Origin of the sequence: Pseudarthrobacter sp. SL88 (genome assembly GCF_026672455.1) — a bacterium.
Classification (GTDB): Bacteria; Actinomycetota; Actinomycetes; order Actinomycetales; family Micrococcaceae; genus Arthrobacter.
This window is the reverse complement of the sequence record NZ_JAPPRD010000001.1, coordinates 57258-73406: the sequence shown is the minus strand read 5'-3', so window position 1 is coordinate 73406 and position 16149 is coordinate 57258. Positions and strand designations below refer to the sequence as shown.

At 67.1% G+C, this 16149-nt stretch carries 15 protein-coding genes and 1 tRNA gene; 8 read left to right on the top strand and 8 right to left on the bottom strand.

Features of this window, described 5'->3' with window-relative positions; genetic code table 11:
* Nucleotides 1–26: 26 nt before the first annotated feature.
* The 6 genes from mnhG to OVA06_RS00265 are packed head-to-tail and all read right to left on the bottom strand — an operon-like array spanning nt 27 to nt 6584.
* Nucleotides 27–440: a monovalent cation/H(+) antiporter subunit G gene (mnhG, locus tag OVA06_RS00290; RefSeq protein WP_268155438.1), complete on the bottom strand. Its 414-nt coding sequence runs from the start codon at nt 438–440 to the stop codon at nt 27–29.
* 1 nt (nt 441) lies between these two features.
* Nucleotides 442–720 carry a monovalent cation/H+ antiporter complex subunit F gene (locus OVA06_RS00285; protein ID WP_091723671.1) on the bottom strand — a complete coding sequence of 93 codons (279 nt, stop codon included), beginning with the start codon at nt 718–720 and terminating at the stop codon, nt 442–444.
* Nucleotides 717–1262, bottom strand: coding sequence for a Na+/H+ antiporter subunit E (locus OVA06_RS00280; RefSeq protein WP_056081446.1), 546 nt, complete (start codon nt 1260–1262; stop codon nt 717–719). Before OVA06_RS00280 ends, OVA06_RS00285 begins: the two co-directional genes overlap by 4 nt.
* Nucleotides 1259–2950 (bottom strand): Na+/H+ antiporter subunit D, encoded by a 1692-nt coding sequence (locus OVA06_RS00275; protein ID WP_268155434.1) that lies wholly within the window; start codon nt 2948–2950, stop codon nt 1259–1261. Before OVA06_RS00275 ends, OVA06_RS00280 begins: the two co-directional genes overlap by 4 nt.
* Complete coding sequence (locus tag OVA06_RS00270) at nt 2947–3573, bottom strand: Na(+)/H(+) antiporter subunit C (RefSeq protein ID WP_268155432.1); 627 nt, start codon at nt 3571–3573, stop codon at nt 2947–2949. Before OVA06_RS00270 ends, OVA06_RS00275 begins: the two co-directional genes overlap by 4 nt.
* Entirely contained in the window at nt 3570–6584 is a 3015-nt protein-coding gene (locus tag OVA06_RS00265; protein ID WP_268155430.1) for a Na+/H+ antiporter subunit A, read from the bottom strand. Before OVA06_RS00265 ends, OVA06_RS00270 begins: the two co-directional genes overlap by 4 nt.
* A 192-nt stretch (nt 6585–6776) precedes the next feature.
* Between OVA06_RS00265 and OVA06_RS00260 the strand changes: the two genes are divergently transcribed.
* Genes OVA06_RS00260 through OVA06_RS00250 form a run of 3 tightly spaced genes read left to right on the top strand, consistent with a single transcriptional unit; the run spans nt 6777 to nt 9889 of the window.
* Nucleotides 6777–8180, top strand: coding sequence for an MFS transporter (locus OVA06_RS00260; RefSeq protein WP_268155428.1), 1404 nt, complete (start codon nt 6777–6779; stop codon nt 8178–8180).
* 39 nt (nt 8181–8219) lie between these two features.
* Nucleotides 8220–8702 (top strand): cation:proton antiporter regulatory subunit, encoded by a 483-nt coding sequence (locus OVA06_RS00255; RefSeq protein ID WP_056081463.1) that lies wholly within the window; start codon nt 8220–8222, stop codon nt 8700–8702.
* Nucleotides 8703–8707: 5 nt separating this feature from the next.
* On the top strand, nt 8708–9889 hold the full coding sequence (locus OVA06_RS00250; protein WP_268155424.1) for a cation:proton antiporter: 1182 nt from the start codon (nt 8708–8710) through the stop codon (nt 9887–9889).
* A 28-nt stretch (nt 9890–9917) separates the two neighbouring features.
* Here the strand turns inward: OVA06_RS00250 and dcd are convergent, their stop codons facing one another.
* Nucleotides 9918–10493, bottom strand: a complete 576-nt coding sequence (dcd, locus tag OVA06_RS00245; RefSeq protein ID WP_015938813.1) for a dCTP deaminase — start codon at nt 10491–10493, stop codon at nt 9918–9920.
* A 133-nt stretch (nt 10494–10626) separates the two neighbouring features.
* Between dcd and OVA06_RS00240 the strand changes: the two genes are divergently transcribed.
* The gene (locus OVA06_RS00240) at nt 10627–12411 is read left to right on the top strand and encodes a CAP domain-containing protein (protein ID WP_268155421.1); all 1785 of its coding nucleotides are present in this window, start codon (nt 10627–10629) and stop codon (nt 12409–12411) included.
* A gap of 91 nt (nt 12412–12502) precedes the next feature.
* On the opposite strand, the gene OVA06_RS00235 is transcribed toward OVA06_RS00240, so the two are convergent.
* Nucleotides 12503–12964, bottom strand: coding sequence for an SRPBCC family protein (locus tag OVA06_RS00235; RefSeq protein WP_268155419.1), 462 nt, complete (start codon nt 12962–12964; stop codon nt 12503–12505).
* A 241-nt stretch (nt 12965–13205) separates the two neighbouring features.
* On the opposite strand from OVA06_RS00235, the gene OVA06_RS00230 reads away from it, so the two are divergent.
* From OVA06_RS00230 to OVA06_RS00215, 4 genes are all read left to right on the top strand, one after another.
* Nucleotides 13206–13279: transfer RNA gene (locus OVA06_RS00230), tRNA-Gly, on the top strand.
* A 118-nt stretch (nt 13280–13397) separates the two neighbouring features.
* The gene (locus OVA06_RS00225; RefSeq protein WP_200937826.1) at nt 13398–13538 is read left to right on the top strand and encodes a hypothetical protein; all 141 of its coding nucleotides are present in this window, start codon (nt 13398–13400) and stop codon (nt 13536–13538) included.
* Complete coding sequence (locus OVA06_RS00220; protein WP_268155417.1) at nt 13535–14713, top strand: N(5)-(carboxyethyl)ornithine synthase; 1179 nt, start codon at nt 13535–13537, stop codon at nt 14711–14713. Before OVA06_RS00225 ends, OVA06_RS00220 begins: the two co-directional genes overlap by 4 nt.
* Before the next feature lie 183 nt (nt 14714–14896).
* On the top strand, nt 14897–16147 hold the full coding sequence (locus OVA06_RS00215; RefSeq protein WP_268155415.1) for an amidohydrolase: 1251 nt from the start codon (nt 14897–14899) through the stop codon (nt 16145–16147).
* The last annotated feature ends 2 nt before the right edge of the window (nt 16148–16149 follow it).

The window sequence follows — 16149 nt, the reverse complement described above, 5'->3', positions numbered from 1 at the left end:
ACGCTGTCCCCGCACGCCGGCTGGCTTCAGCGGGTTGAGCCGTCGTCCCCGCCGTCCTCACGGGCGGCCTGGGCGGCGGCTTTCTGCACCACCGCATCAAGTTCGTCCGAGGTCAGCAGTTCCCGGTGCAGGTGCTTGGTACGGTAGCCGGCGCGGCCCACCATGTGGGCGGACACGGGAACGGTCAGCAGTTGGAAGATCCAGGCAACCAGCAGGACCGGCCACACCCACCACGTGCGCATCTGCAGCCCGATGGAGGCCAGCAGCAGGAACAGTCCCAGCACCTGCGGCTTGGTGGCGGCGTGCATGCGGCTCAGAAGGTCCGGGAAGCGCAGCAGGCCGATGGCGGCGCCCAGGGACATGATGGCTCCCACCACCATGAACACGGCGGACACCACGTCGATCCAGCCATCCACGCTGGTCAGGTCCGGGGTTAACATGTCAGGGCTCACTGGGGTGCTCCCGCCGGTCGGCCACGAAGCGTGCAACGGTCACTGACCCGATGAAGCCGATCACGGAGATGGCCACCACCAGCATCAGGTTGTTCAGGTGCCGGTTCACGGCCATGTCAATGCACAGCGCCGCGCCCAGGATGGCCAGCAGGACGTCCGAGGCCAGCACCCGGTCCAGCAGCGATGGGCCGCGGGCAATCCGGATGATCGCCCCGCCGGCGGCGAGGGAGAGGATGACGGCCGTAACTGCCAGGACCACCTGCATCATGCTGCGGCCTCCGCCCGTACGATGGCGAGTTCTTCGTTGGTGCCCATGATCCGGATGAGCCCGGCTTCGATGGTACGCACTTCATTGCGCAGGTTTTCCACGTCCTCTGCGGAGCTGATGTTTATGGCGTGCAGGTACAGCGTGGAGGTTGACCGGTCCACTTCCACCACCAGCGAGCCCGGGATCAGCGAGATCACGTGGCCGGTGGCGGTGACGATAAGGTCCTGGTGGCTCCGCAGCGTCACGGCCACCACCGCGTTGTGCACCTTGGGCCCGCGGACGGCGGCGAGGTACAGGATCTGGAAACTGGCCACCACCACCCGGCCCAGGAACATCATGGCGAAGGGGATGGCGTGCCGGATGTTGAAGCGTCCGCTGAGCTCCACGGGCGGCAGGTAGAACAGCCGGGCGACGGCGATGGCCAGCAGCGCCCCGAACAGCAGGTTGCCGGGGCTGAAGTCCTGCCAGAGGGCGCCCCAGACGATGACCAGCCAGACGAGGAGCGGAAGCTCCTGGCGCAGGGAAATACGGCGGCGGCTCATTTTCCTGCTCCCGCGGGCACTCCAACGGCCGGCACCGTTACGTCCTCACCCAGGACGGCGTGGATGTAGGGGCCACGGTCCAGCATCTCCGCCGCTGCCCGGTCGGACAGCCCGAACAGAGGCCCCGCGAAGACGGTCAGCGCCATGCCCAGGACCACCAGGCCGGCGGTGGGCCCCACCATAGTGCGGGGCATCAGCGTGGACCTCACCAGCGTGCTGCTGCCACCGCTTCCCGCCCGGCTGAGGACCGGTGCGGCCAGGCCAGTCCTGCCGGCATGGTCCGCCGGGGCTTCCTCGTCCAGGGCTTCCCCTTCCACCGGCTGCCCCGGGGCGGCCAGCAGGACGGGGTCCGGGTGTTCGGCGTCTGCAGGACGCCGCCAGAAGGCACGGTTCCAGACCCTGGCCACCGCCAGCAGTGTCAGGAGGCTGGTCACCACCCCGCCGATCACCAGGGCGTAGGCCAGCGGGGTTCCCAGTTCCACGCCGGCCTGCAGCAGGCCCACCTTGCCGAGGAAGCCGGAGAAGGGCGGGATGCCGGCCAGGTTCATGCCGGGAATGAAGAACAGGATCGCCAGCAGCGGCGAGATCTTGGCCAGCCCTCCCAGCCGGTCCACCGAGGAGCTGCCTCCGCGGCGTTCGATCAGGCCGGTGACCAGGAACAGGCTGGTCTGGATGGTGATGTGGTGGGCAACGTAGAAGATGGCGGCCGCGAGGCCTACAACCGAGGACATGGCCAGCCCGAACACCATGTAGCCGATGTGGCTGACCAGGGTGAACGAGAGCAGACGTTTGATGTCGCTCTGCGCCAGGGCACCCAGGATCCCCACCACCATGGTCAGCAGCGCCGCGATCATCAGGGGCGTGTTCAGGGTGTCTCCGGGGAACAGCAGGGTCTCGGTTCGGACCATGGCGTACACGCCCACCTTGGTGAGCAGGCCTGCGAACACGGCGGTGACCGGGGCGGGTGCCGTGGGGTAGGAGTCAGGCAGCCAGAAGGACAGCGGGAAGACGGCGGCTTTGATGCCGAACGCCACCAGCAGCATCACGTGCAGGAGGGTCTTGGTGCCCTGGTCCAGTTCGCCGAGCTTGATGGCCAGGTCCGCCATGTTCACGGTTCCGGTGGCCCCGTAAACCATGGCGATGGAAATCAGGAACAGCACCGAGGACACCACGGACACCACCACGTAGGTGACGCCGGCCCGGATGCGGGGCCCGGTGCCGCCGAGGGTCATCAGGACGTAGCTTGCCGTCAGCAGGATCTCGAAGCCTACATACAGGTTGAAGAGGTCGCCGGAGAGGAAGGCGTTGGACACCCCGGCCACCAGGATCAGGTACGTGGGGTGGAAGATGGACACCGGTGCGTCCTTGTCGCCGTCGGCCATGCCCTGGCCCGTGGCGTAGACGAGGACCGCGAGGCTCACCGCGGAGGAAACCACCAGCATCAGTGACGAGAACTGGTCCACCACCAGCACGATGCCCCACGGCGGAATCCATCCGCCGATGCTGACGGCCACGGTTCCGCCGTCCCACACCGCCGCCATCAGGAAGCATTCGAGCAGCAGGGTCAGGGACAGCAGCCCGATGCTGACGGCCCGCTGGGCACGGGAGTGCCGGATCAGCAGGAAGGTCAGGGCGGCGCCCAGGATGGGAAGTACGACGGCGAGCGGGGCCAGACTGGCGATGTTCACTGTCCGCCTCCTTCCGGGCTGGGCTTGACGTTGGGTGAGCCGGGTTTTTCTTCCTGGGCCGCGTGCTCGGTGGGCATCTCGCGATCGCCCGCCAGCACGGTGGCAGTGCCGCCGTGCACCCGGGCGCCGGCCTCACGGCCGCCGGACGCTTCATCGCCGGAGCCCGGTCGGTGGTCTGAGATGTCCTGCCCGTCGCCCCCCAGCATGGTGAGCGGGAATTCGGATGTTTCGGCGGGGATCTCGGCGTCGTCCTCGGCGTCGAAGCTGGGGGTTTCGGCGACGCGGAGGTCTTCCAGGTCGTCCTGGATTTCGTCCTCGCGTGCCAGCACCCAGGTCCGGTAGATGATGCCCAGCATGAAGGCGGTCACCGCGAACGAGATCACGATGGACGTCAGGATCAGCGCCTGCGGCAGGGGATCGTTGTAGTCCCCGGCAGGGGTGTCCTTGGAGAACATCGGAGCCAGGCCGGAGTAGCCGCCGGTGGCCAGGATCAGCAGGTTGGTGGCGTTGGCCAGGAGCATGAGCCCCAGCAGGACGCGGGTGAGGCTGCGCTCCAGGATCAGGTAGATGCCGCAGGCATACAGGGCACCCATGACCAGGAGCAGGGCGAGGTTGATGCTCATGCCTTGCCCCCTGAGATGGTTTCGGCTGGCATGTCTTCGGGTTCCTCGTACTCTGCGGGTTCGGAGCCCCGCTCCTCGATGTGTTCGTCCACTTCAGCGCCGAGGCTGCGCAGCACGTCCAGCACCAGTCCCACCACCACGATGTATACGCCAATGTCGAAGATGGTGGACGTGACGAACTTGATGTCCCCGAACACGGGCAGCCAGAACTGGATGATGGCGCTCTGGAACACCTGGCCGCCCAGGAAGAGCGGGGCAACACCGGAGCCTGCGGCCGTGGCCAGGCCGATGCCCAGCAGGCCACCGGCGCTGACGGGAGTTGCTTCGCTGAGTTCGAACCGCCCGCCGGCCAGGTAGCGGATGGTCAGCGCCAGGCCGGCTGTCAGGCCGCCTGCGAAGCCGCCGCCAGGCAGGTTGTGGCCGGCGAACAGGAGGTAGAGCGAGAAGATCACCAGCGAGTGGAAGACCAGCCGGGTGACCACTTCGAAGATGATGGAGCGGCGTTCGGGTGCCAGCGTCCGGCCGGCCACCAGCCAGGCGTCCCGGGTGGCCGTGGCGAACTTCCTGCTGATGGCCAGGGCGGCCCCGTCCCGGGAACCCGGGTCCACGTCGTGGAACCGGCCCACGGTTCCTTCAGCCACCGAGGCCGAGGCCCGCAGGCGGTCGCCGCGGCCGCGGACGAAGATGAGGCTCGCAACACCTGTGGCGGCCAGTGCCAGCACGGTGATCTCACCGAAGGTGTCCCAGGCCCTGATGTCCACGAGCGTGACGTTGACGATGTTCAGTCCGCCGCCGCCTTCGTAGGCCAGCTGCGGGAACTGCAGGGAGATGGGCTGGGCCACGCGGGCGCCCATGGCGTAGATGGCCGCGAACACCATGGTGGCCCCGAAGGCTGCGCCGATGATGACACGGACCACACGGTATTTGCCCCCTGTCCGGTCCCGCAGTTCAGGCGGGAGGCGGCGCATGCCGAGGACGAAGGCCACAAGGATGATGGTTTCCACCAGCATCTGCGTCAGTGCCAGGTCCGGGGCTCCCTGGAGGGCGAACATCAGGGCGATGCCGTAGCCGGTGACCGAAACCATCAGGACGGCAAGGAAGCGCTTGTTCGCCTTGACGGCCGCGAGGGCGCCTATCACGATGCCGATTCCCGCGACGATCTGCAGCGGAGAGCCCGGATCCACCAGGTAAATATTGTCCGGAAGCGGCTTGCCGGCGAAGAGGATGGCGCTCAGCGGCAGGACGAACGCCACCGTGAGGATGACGGCGAGGTAGTAGTACAGCGAACCGCGCTGGGTCCGGCCGGTGATCCACACGGCGATGTCGTCCAGCGCACCGATGGTCAGCTGGTAGGCGCGGTCGGCATCCACCCAGTCCGGGACCAGCGCCTGCGCCCGGGCCACGGCGTTGCGGCCGAAGTACATGGCAGCGCCGAACACAAAGGTGAGCGCCGACAGGCCAAGTGCGGGGGTCAATCCGTGCCACAGCGCCAGGTGCCCGGCCTGCTCGCCCGGCGTTCCGGCGTCGGGCGCGGTGGACGCGAACAGCGCGGCGTAAGGCTGGATCCAGGCGTCAACCGGCGCCGGCCACAGGCCGTAGGCGATGGTGAGGATACTCAGGACGGCCGGGGCTGCGATGAAGGAAGGCCGAACGGCCTTGAACTGGGTGGGCTCCACGCCGGGTTTGACGGCGAAGGCGCCCCACATGAACCGGGCGCTGTACGCGAAGGTGAGGACGGAACCCAGGACCAGCCCCACCAGGACCACCATGCCCCACGGTCCGGCGTCAGGGTCCCCAGCGTGGTGGACGAACGCTTCCAGCACGGATTCCTTGGCCACGAACCCGGCAAGGAAGGGGACGCCGGCCATGGACGCGGCACCGATGCCGGCCACGATCCCCAAGGCGCGGGAGGACCTGAAGACGCCGGAGAGCTTCCGGACATCGCGCGTTCCGGACTGGTGGTCGATGATGCCAACCACCAGGAAGAGCGTGGCTTTGAAGAGGCCGTGGGCGAGCAGCATCGCCAGGCCGGCCAGCGCGGCGTCCGGCGTGCCGAGGCCCACCACCATGGTGAGGAAGCCCAGCTGGCTGACGGTGCCGTAGGCGAGGATGAGTTTGATGTCTGTCTGGCGCAGCGCACGGTAGCCGCCCACCAGCATGGTGGCCAGGCCCAGGCCCAGCACCACGGGCTGCCAGTAGGCCGTTTCCGCGAATCCGGGCGCCAGCCGTGCCACCAGGTAGATGCCGGCCTTCACCATGGCGGCGGCGTGCAGGTACGCGCTGACCGGGGTGGGGGCGGCCATGGCGCCGGGAAGCCAGAAGTGGAAGGGCACCAGCGCGGACTTGGTGATGGCACCCACCAGGATGAGCACGACGGCGGCGCTCACCATGGCGCCGGACGGGCCTTCCGCGAGCACGTGGGCCTGTTCGAGGATGGCTGAAAGGCGGTAGGTTCCGGCCATCTGGCCCAGCATGATGATCCCCACGAGCATGGCCAGGCCGCCGGCGGTGGTGACCATGAGGGCCTGCAGCGCCGAGCGACGGGCCGCCAGCCTGGTGCGGGCAAAGCCGATCAGCAGGTAGGACAGGATGGTGGTGAGTTCCCAGAAAATGAAGAGCAGCAGCAGGTCATCGGCCACCACCAGGCCGAACATGGCACCGGCGAAGGCCAGGAGCTGCGCGCCGAACGCGCCAAGGTCCTGGTCCTTCCGTTTGAAGTACCGGGCGCAGTAGAGCAGCACCAGGGCACCAACGCCCAGCACCAGCAGCGACATCACCCAGGCCAGCGGGTCCATGCGGAAAGCGAACTCGAGGTGGAGGCCGGGAATCCAGGGGACAACCTCGGACACCGCACCCTGCCCGGAGTAGACCGGGCCGTACTGGAACAGGAGCCAGACGAACGAGGCAGCGGGAACGGCTGCCAGAGCGTAGAATGCGTTGCGGCCCCACTTCCTGAAGAACCACGGCGCCAGCACAGCCACCGAAAAGTGCACGGCAAGGACTGTGATCACTGGTATCTCCGCAACGTCAGGAATTCGATTGTCAAAAGTTGGAGCAGGCGGCAAAATGTCGGGTTCGGGAATCCACAGTTTATCAAGTCCGGGCGCCTGACCCGTCGCGGTTTCCCGGCCGCCGGGCGTCATTCCGCGCCAGTCAGGGCTTCGGTCCGCATCCTGTTCGCCCTCGGCGGATACGATGCAGCTATGAACAGCGCCAGCGCTCCCCGGGCCATAAAGCCGTCCTCGGAACTAGCAACCGGCAGCCAGGTATCCAGCAAGGGCCGGATCCTGGCCTGGGCGTCCTGGGACTGGGGTTCGGCAGCCTTCAACGCCGTGATGACCACCTTCGTGTTTACCGTCTACCTCACGTCCAACGCTTTCGGCGGCAAGGATGAGGCCTCGGCGGTCCTCGGCGCCGCCCTCGCCGTGGCGGGCCTCGCCATCGCGCTGCTGGCCCCCGTTACCGGGCAGCGCTCCGACGCCGGCGGCAGGCGGAAGCTGTGGCTGGGAGTCAACACGGCCGCCGTCGCCGTCCTCACCGCGCTGTGTTTCTTCGTCTTCCCGCAGCCGGAATTCCTGCTGCTGGGCGTCACGCTGATCGCCCTGGGCAACGTGTTCTTCGAATTCGCCGGGGTCAACTACAACGCCATGCTGGCCCAGATTTCCACCCCCCGGAACATCGGCAAGGTCAGCGGCATCGGCTGGGGTGCCGGGTACCTGGGCGGCATCGTGGCCCTGCTGATCGTCCTGCAGCTGTTCGTCCAGCCCAGCTTCGAGTGGTTCGGCGCTTCCACCCAGGACAGCCTGAACATCCGGCTGGTGGCCGTGTTCTCGGCCCTGTGGTTCTTCATTTTTGCCCTGCCGGTCCTGTTCGCGGTCCCGGAACTGCCCCGGACCGGCCAGGCAGCCCGCCTCGGCATCGTCGCCAGCTACCGGCTGCTCTTCCGCCGGATCCGCGCCATTTACGCCACCAGCCCGCACACCATCTACTTCCTGCTGGCCAGCGCGGTGTTCCGTGACGGGCTGGCCGCGGTGTTCACCTTCGGCGGCATCATCGCCGCGGGCACCTTCGGGTTCGAGCTGTCACAGGTCATCTTCTTCGCCATTTTCGGCAATGTGGTGGCAGCATTCGGAGCCATCATCGGCGGGTTCCTGGACGACAGGGTGGGCCCGAAGGCAGTCATTATCGGCTCGCTCGCGGGCCTGCTCGTGGCCGGGACCGTGATCCTGGTGCTGGGTAACGGCGACTATTCCTTCTTCGGCATGGATTGGGCGGGCAGCACCACGTTCTGGGTGTTCGGCCTGTTCCTCTGCCTGTTCGTGGGCCCGGCGCAGTCGTCATCGCGGGCCTACCTCGCCCGGCTCGCACCGCACGGGGAGTCCGGCGAACTGTTCGGCCTCTACGCCACCACCGGCCGGGCCGTCAGCTTCCTGGCGCCGGCCCTCTTCACGCTGTGCATCACCGTGGCAACCCCGCTGGTGGCGGCCGGCGAGGCGCAGCGCTGGGGCATCCTGGGCATCATGGTGGTCCTGCTCGCCGGGCTGCTGGTCCTGCTGCCGGTGAAGTCCCCGGACAAGGCTCCCATCGCCGTCGTCCCCTCCGCCTGACCCCCACCACGCAACGCTCCGGAAGACTAGGCTTTAGCCATGAACGTGGATGAAACGAACCTTCCCGGCCTCGGCCGCCGGAAGGACTTCATGACAGCTTCCGGACGCCGGATCGGCGTGGTGGAGCTAAGGGAAGGCCAGACCGAGCTCATCGTCTCCACATGGGACGATCCCGATACGTGCCAGGCTTCCATTCCGCTGACCAGCGATGAGGCCGCCACCCTGGGAAACCTGCTGGGCGGCCAGCACCTCGCCATGAAACTGACGGAAGAGCACAAGGACGTCCCGGGCATCGTCACCCGGCAGTTCTCCATCGCCCCGGAGTCCCCGTTCCAGAACCAGCCCATGGGCAAGGCATGCATCCGGACCCGGTGCGGCGTCTCCATCGTGGCCATCATGCGCGAAGGCGAGGTCCTGCCCTCGCCCGGACCCGACGTGATCCTGCATACCGGTGACCTGCTGGTTGCTGTCGGAACCCTGAAAGGCCTCGATTCGGCGGCCGACATCCTGCGCCACGGCTGACCCCTATGGACCCGCTGGCCCTGACCCTCATCGAACTGGGGGCCGTTGTGTTCTGCCTTGGCCTGTTGGCCAGGCTGGCCGGACGGATCGGAATGTCACCCATCCCGCTCTACCTGCTGGGCGGGCTCGCTTTCGGCGCCGGTGGCGTGGTGAAGCTCGAAGGCATGCACGAGTTCGCACACCTTTCCGGGGAGATTGGCGTCATCCTGCTCCTGCTTATGCTCGGACTGGAATATACGGCGGCGGAGCTGTTCACGGGCCTGCGGCGATCGTGGCAGGCCGGCGTGCTGGACCTCGTCCTCAACTTCATCCCGGGAGCGGCACTGGCCCTGTTCCTGGGCTGGGGCGGTGTGGGGGCCATGGTGATGGGCGGCGTCACCTACATTTCCTCGTCCGGAATCGCCGCGAAGGTCATCACGGACCTGGGCCGGCTGGGCAACCGTGAAACACCGGTGGTGCTGTCCATCCTGGTGTTCGAAGACCTGGCCATGGCCGTCTACCTGCCCATCCTGACTGCCACCCTCGCGGGCGTCAGTTTCCTGGGCGGGCTGACCACCGTGGCCATTGCGTTGGCCGTGGTCACAGCCGTGCTCATGGTGGCGCTGCGGCACGGCCACCATGTGTCCAAGGCCGTGCACAGCGAAAACTCAGAGGTGTTCCTGCTTAACGTACTGGGCGCCGCGCTCCTGGTGGCCGGCCTGGCCTCTGCCATGCAGGTCTCCGCAGCGGTGGGCGCCTTCATGCTCGGCATCGCCATCTCCGGCGCCACCGCCCACAACGCCACCCGCATCCTCGAACCGCTGCGCGACCTGTTCGCCGCCATCTTCTTCGTGGCCTTCGGACTGAATACCGATCCCACGTCCATTCCGCCGGTACTGGGGTGGGCACTGGTGCTGGCGTTGCTCACTGCCGGAACCAAGATGGCCACCGGAATCTGGGCCGCCAAACGCGAAGGAATTGCCCGGCCCGGACGTTTCCGTGCCGGTGCCACCCTCATAGCCCGCGGCGAGTTCTCGATCGTGATCGCCGGGCTGGCCGTCGCCTCAGGCGCCGTGCCGTCCAACCTTGCCGCCCTGGCCACCGCCTACGTCCTGCTGATGGCCGTCATCGGCCCGCTGGCCGCCCGCTTCGTGGAACCCCTGGTCAAGGCGTCGTCGCGGAGGCGACAGGTCCCGGCGCAGGCGTAGTCGGAATTGGTGCGGAGTGCCGGTTCCGCTAGATGCGGGTGCGGTGGAAATTCAGGTGGCTCCGGCTGGCGGTCGGGCCGCGCTGGCCCTGGTAACGGTTTCCGTATTCGCCCTGGCCGTAGGGGAATTCCGCCGAGGAACTGAGCCGGAAGAAGCAGAGCTGGCCGATCTTCATGCCGGGCCACAGTTTGATGGGCAGCGTGGCCATGTTGGACAGTTCCAGCGTCACGTGGCCTGAGAAGCCAGGGTCGATGAAGCCTGCGGTGGAGTGCGTGAGGAGCCCCAGCCGGCCCAGCGAGGACTTGCCTTCCAGCCGGGCGGCGATGTCATCCGGGAGGGTCACAGTCTCGTAGGTGGAGCCCAGGACGAACTCGCCCGGGTGAAGGATAAAAGCCTCGTCCTGCTCAACCTCCACCAGCCGCGTCAGCTCCGGCTGCTCCTGCGCGGGGTCGATGTGGGCGTATTTGTGGTTGTCGAAAAGCCTGAAGAACTTGTCGATCCGGACGTCCACCGACGACGGCTGCACCATCGCGGGCTCGAACGGTTCCAGCACGATCCGCTGGGAGTCTATTTCGGCACGAATATCGCGGTCTGAGATCAGCACCGTCCCAAATTACCGTATGGGATATCCACAGCCACATTCTTTCGTTGTTGCTGTTGTCCAGTGGGGCTAGTGTTGCCTCAGATACACAGGCGCCGGATGGTCTCCCGGATGGCCCAACAGAGCTGGGGATGTTGTGAATAAATTAGTCGCGCCCTCTTTTATTGGCGTGCTCTGCGCGCTGGTGCTCGCCTCCTCGACGGCGGGGCCAGCCCCGCTGCCGCTGGATTCGAACCGGCAGGTGGCATCTTCAGGACCGTCACGCGTCTCGCTGGGGGCGGCCACGGGGGACGGCGCCGGCACGCCCGGCGCGGGAAACAGCCCCACGGGTACCGCCCTCACCCCGGCTGTTGATCCGGACATCCGGGTGGCCTCGCCCACCCCGCCGCTGGATGCGGCACCGCCTACAGCTCCTGCGGCCGCCGCGGTCGGACCGGCGCTGGACATCAGGCCGGTCCAGGATCCGTCCCCCGCGCCGTCGGCCGGTCCCACCGTCACGTCGGATCCCGCCGCTGCGCAGCCCGCTGACGAGGTGCCCTCGATACCCCCGCTGTGGGCACCGGAGGCGGAGCTGGCCTCGCCTCCGCCGGCGACGTCCGCACCCACTGCATCCGGGCCGGCAACCTCCGAATCGTTGGCTGCGCTGCCGGCCACGGAGGCACTGGTCAAGGACAACAACTCCGCAGCGATCCTCACCGTCTTCACCAAGATCAACGAGTACCGGGCGTCAAAGGGCTTGAAACCGGTGAAATACAACCCCACTGTCGCCGGCCTCGCGCAGGACTGGTCGGACAACATTGCCTCACGCGAGGTCATTGAGCACCGCGCCAACTTCTGGACAGATCCGCGCGCCATGAACCCCAACAACGGCGCAGGCGAGGTCATCGCCATCCGGACAGACAGGGATGCCGCCCAGCTGGTGGAGTGGTGGAAGGGCTCCCCGGGGCACAACGCCATGCTCATTGACCCCCGCTTCAACGTCATGGGGGCCGGCATCTCGTACACCAACTCCACCTTCCAGATATGGGGTGTGGTGAACTTCTTCGGCTACACCACCCTCCCGGCCGGCACCGTGGACTCGCCCGGCGGTTCCTCCTCCGGCGGGGGCTCCGCCTTCCCGCCGCCGGCACCCACCCTGTGCGATGCCACGGGGCGGCACATGCCTCCCACCCTGGACCTGAGTGCCGCGGCCATCACGGGGCCCGGCGACCTCGTGACCGTAAATTCTTCGGGCCAACTGCTTAACAGGGCCTCAACAGGTGTCCGCACGTACGCCGCCGCCAAGGTCATCGGTTCAGGCTTCACCGGGGCGAAGGAAGTCTTCGTCACCGACTGGGACCGGGACGGCGCCTACGACCTCGTGACCCAGTGGACCAACGGGAACCTCACCCTGCACCGCGGCATCGCCACCGGAGGATTCCAGGCAGCAATCACCTTGGGGTCCGGCGGCTGGCAGTCCCTCACCCTCGCTATGGGCGGCTGGTGCGCCAACAACAGGATGCCGCAAATCCTGGCCCTGGACAGCAGCGGGAACCTCTTCCTGTACCCCAACAAGGGCACCAGCGACCTGTCGGCAAGGGCCCTGATCACAAGTGGCATCACCGCGTCCCGCCTCGCGATGGTGGACTACGACGCCGACGGCTTCCAGGATGTCCTCGCCCTCCGGGCTGACGGCGCGGCGCAGCTCTACCGCGGCTGGGGAACCACCGCCCTCCGTGCCGAGGCGCGGCCCACGGTGGCCACAGGCTGGCAGGATGTCACCGGCATCCGGCCGCTGAAGAACGTCACCGGCCTGAACTCCACCGGCGTCGCGCTCCGCAGGGCCTCGGATGTTGTGCAGTACTGGGACCTCTCGGGCGGGACCCTGGCGTCGCCGTCGAACATTACAGGCCCCTGGACCGGCCAGCGGCTGGCGCAGTAGGCACCTGCGCACCTCGACGGGCAGGTGGCGGAGAACCTGCACCGGGGTGGCTGCGGGTGGAAAAACTATGGTCCGTCCATGCGTCGCCTGGCTAGCTGACGGTCTGCAGCTCCAGCACGTCCTTGAGACGGTCCAGCTGGGAAACTTCGGTGCGCACCCGTCGCTGGGCGATCCTGTTCAGGAGGCCGAACCGGTCCAGGAAGGAGAACGGGCCTTCCGGACGGGCTTCGAGCGCGTACCGGAGCCGGGTGCCGTCGTTTTCGGTGCTGAGGTAGTAGCCGCCAGAGCGGTTCGACGGGCCGGAGGTCACCCGGAACTGGATTTCGGCGCCGGGCCTGGCCTGGGTGATTTCCAGCTCGGCAGGAATGCTGAGCCCGGACCGCCCCGCCACCATCTTGCGGTAAACGGCCCCCTTGGTACCGGCAGAGCCCTGCACCAGCTTCACGCTCCGGACAGCTTCGCGCCACTGGAGCAGGTTGGTGGCGTCCATCAAATACAGGTACACGGCCATGGCGTCACGCCGGATGAGGACCTCGTGTTCTGCGGATGCCATGGGGGATCTTTCTGTGGTTGACGCGGGCATGCTGCCCGGACCGCCTCCCCCTGGCGCCGCAGCATTCCGGTTCAGGTTAGCCAGCGCGCCGGGTGCCGGCCTAGCCAGATGCGGGGACGTTATTGAAGAGTTACTGGATGACGTGCCCAATCCGGGACACGGCTGCAACAGCCAACACCGTGGCCGGAGCGCCCTTCCATCTGCGCTAAGCTAAGTTTTGCCCCGCGGATGCGGCGGCAATGCGGCTGTAGCTCAATGGTAGAGCGCTAGCTTCCCAAGCTTGATACGCGGGTTCGATTCCCGTCAGCCGCTCCAGTTTTCCAGGCCCAGCACCACGGACGACGCCGGCACCCGGCTTTCCCGCCTGGCCATTAGGTCCGCCCGTGTAAGGTCGGAAGCCAGGAACCTATTCGGTTCCGCTACAGGAGCAACCATGGCTGACAAGTCCCCGCGTCAAACAGCATCCAAAAAATCCGGCAAGTCCATCAAGGAAAAGCGCGCTGACAAAAGGGCCGCTTCCGCGCCGGCCAGCTCCATCGACACCACCCCCGGCAAGGCAGCCAAAAAGAAGTGAGCGGCCAACAGACCCGGCTCAGCCTGGGCATCCTGGCCTCCACCCGGAAACCCGACGAACGCCGCCTGCCCATCCACCCACTCCATTTCGAGCGGATCGCCCCTGAACTGCGCGAGCACATCGTCCTCGAACACGGCTACGGTGAACGCTTCGGCGTAGGGGATGCCCACCTGGCCACCCTGGTGGGGAAAATCGTGCCCAGGGCGACGCTGCTTGCGGAGGCCGACGTTGTGCTCCTGCCCAAGCCGCAACCCGAAGACCTGGCGGAACTCCGCGACGGCCAGGTCCTGTGGGGGTGGCCGCACTGCGTCCAGGACCGGGCCATCACCCAGCTGGCCATCGACAAGAAGCTGACCCTGATCGCGTTCGAGGCCATGAACCACTGGGCCAGCGACGGCGGCTTTGGCCTGCATGTGTTCCACAAGAACAACGAACTGGCCGGCTACTGCTCGGTGCTGCACGCCCTCGCGCTCACCGGTTCCACCGGTGACTACGGCCGCCGGCTCAGCGCCGTGGTGATCGGTTTCGGTGCCACCGCCCGCGGCGCCGTAACCGCCCTGAACGCCCACGGCATACACGACGTCCAAGTGCTGACAAACCGCGGAATCGCGGCGGTGGGCGCCCCCATCCATTCAGTGAACATCGTGCAGTTCGACCACGACGACGAAGCACCCTTCCTGAGCCAGGTCATCACCGAGCGGGGCCGGCTGCCGCTGGCACCGTTCCTGGCCGAAAGCGACATCGTGGTCAACTGCACGCTGCAGGATCCCAACAACCCGCTGACCTACCTCCGGACGGAAGACCTCGCGGCCTTCAGCCCGGGGAGCCTGATCGTGGACGTCTCCTGTGATGAAGGCATGGGTTTCAGCTGGGCCCGTTCCACCACTTTTGCCGAGCCGATGTTCACGGTGGGCGACCACATCAACTATTACGCGGTGGACCACAGCCCGTCCTACCTCTGGAACTCCTCCAGCTGGGAGATCAGCCAGGCCCTGCTGCCGTTCCTTGAGCCGGTGATTGGCGGCCCGGCCGAATGGGACCGCAACGAGACTTTGGCGCGGGCCATCGAAATCCGCGCCGGCGTGGTCCTCAACAAAAGCGTGCTTGAGTTCCAGCAGCGGGAGGCAGACTATCCACACGCCGCCAGGAACCCGGACCTGGCCGGGCAGTCCTGACCCCTGGGCCCCGCACGGCCGCCGTCTGGTCCACAATCCGGACCGTCCGGCGCCGGCAAGGCCACACTTTTTCCCCGGCCGGCGACGGTTTTGCGATCGGTGAACGCCCAGGCTTAAGCCCGGCCTTCGCAAGCCTGCGGGCGTAGGGTCGCAAGGCAAGCGAACCCGGAAGTAAGGACTGTCATGACAAAGGTTTTGGACGACGTTGCAGGGGTGGCACAGAACCTCACCGGAGTTTACGAGGATCTGCACCGGCATCCCGAACTCTCCGGCGCCGAAGTCCGGACGGCGGGGATCGTGGCCGAACGGCTCACCGGGCTGGGCTGGGAGGTCCATGCCGGAGTGGGCGGGACCGGCGTCGTGGGTGTCCTGCGGAACGGCGACGGACCCACCGTGATGCTCCGTGCGGACATGGACGGCCTTCCCGTCCTGGAGAAGTCCGGACTTGGCTACGCCAGCACCGCGCGCGGCACCGGCCCCACGGGTACCGATGTTCCCGTAATGCACGCGTGCGGCCACGACATCCATGTCACCTGCCTCCTCGGCGCGGCTACGCTGTTCAGCGCCCATCGGCCGGCCTGGTCCGGAATTATCGTGGCGGTGTTCCAGCCGGCCGAGGAAACCGGCGCCGGCGCCCGCGACATGGTGGCGGACGGCCTCTTCGACCGCTTCCCCGTGCCTGACGTTGTCTTGGGACAGCACGTGGCCCCGTTCCCCGCCGGTGCACTGGGCGTGCATGCCGGACCTGCCTTCGCCGGGTCCGACAGCTTCTCGGTGACGCTGTTCGGCCGGAGCGGCCACGGCTCCCGGCCGGAAACCACCGTGGATCCTGTGGTGATGGCCGCGGCCACCGTCATGCGGCTGCAGGGGCTGGTATCCCGCGAGATCGGCGGCAACGAAACGGCCGTCCTCACCGTCGGCCAACTCCACGCCGGCACCAAGGACAACATCATTCCCGAAGAGGCCCAGCTGGGCATCAGCATACGGACCGCGGATCCGGCGGTCCGGGAGCGGATGATCAGCGGCATGACCCGCATCATCAACGGCGAGGCCGCAGCTTCCGGGGCTCCGCAACCACCCGCGATCACCGCGGGGCAGCACTTCCCCGCGGTGATCAACAACCACGACGCCACGGCCCGCGTGCGGGAAGCGTTTGCCGCGGAGCTGGGCGGCGCCGTCGATCCCGGACCCGTCACTGGCAGCGAAGACGTGGGCACCCTCGCCGCAGCCGCCGGGGCACCTTTGGTGTACTGGCTGCTGGGCGGCACCGATCCCGAGGTTTACGGCAAGGCGGTCCAGGACGGGACGGTGGCCTCCACCATCCCGTCCAACCACTCACCGCATTTTGCCCCCGTCATCCGGCCCACGCTCGACGCCGGAATCTCGGCGCTGGTAGTGGCCGCGTTCGCTTGGGTGGGAACACCCGAGGGGTAGTG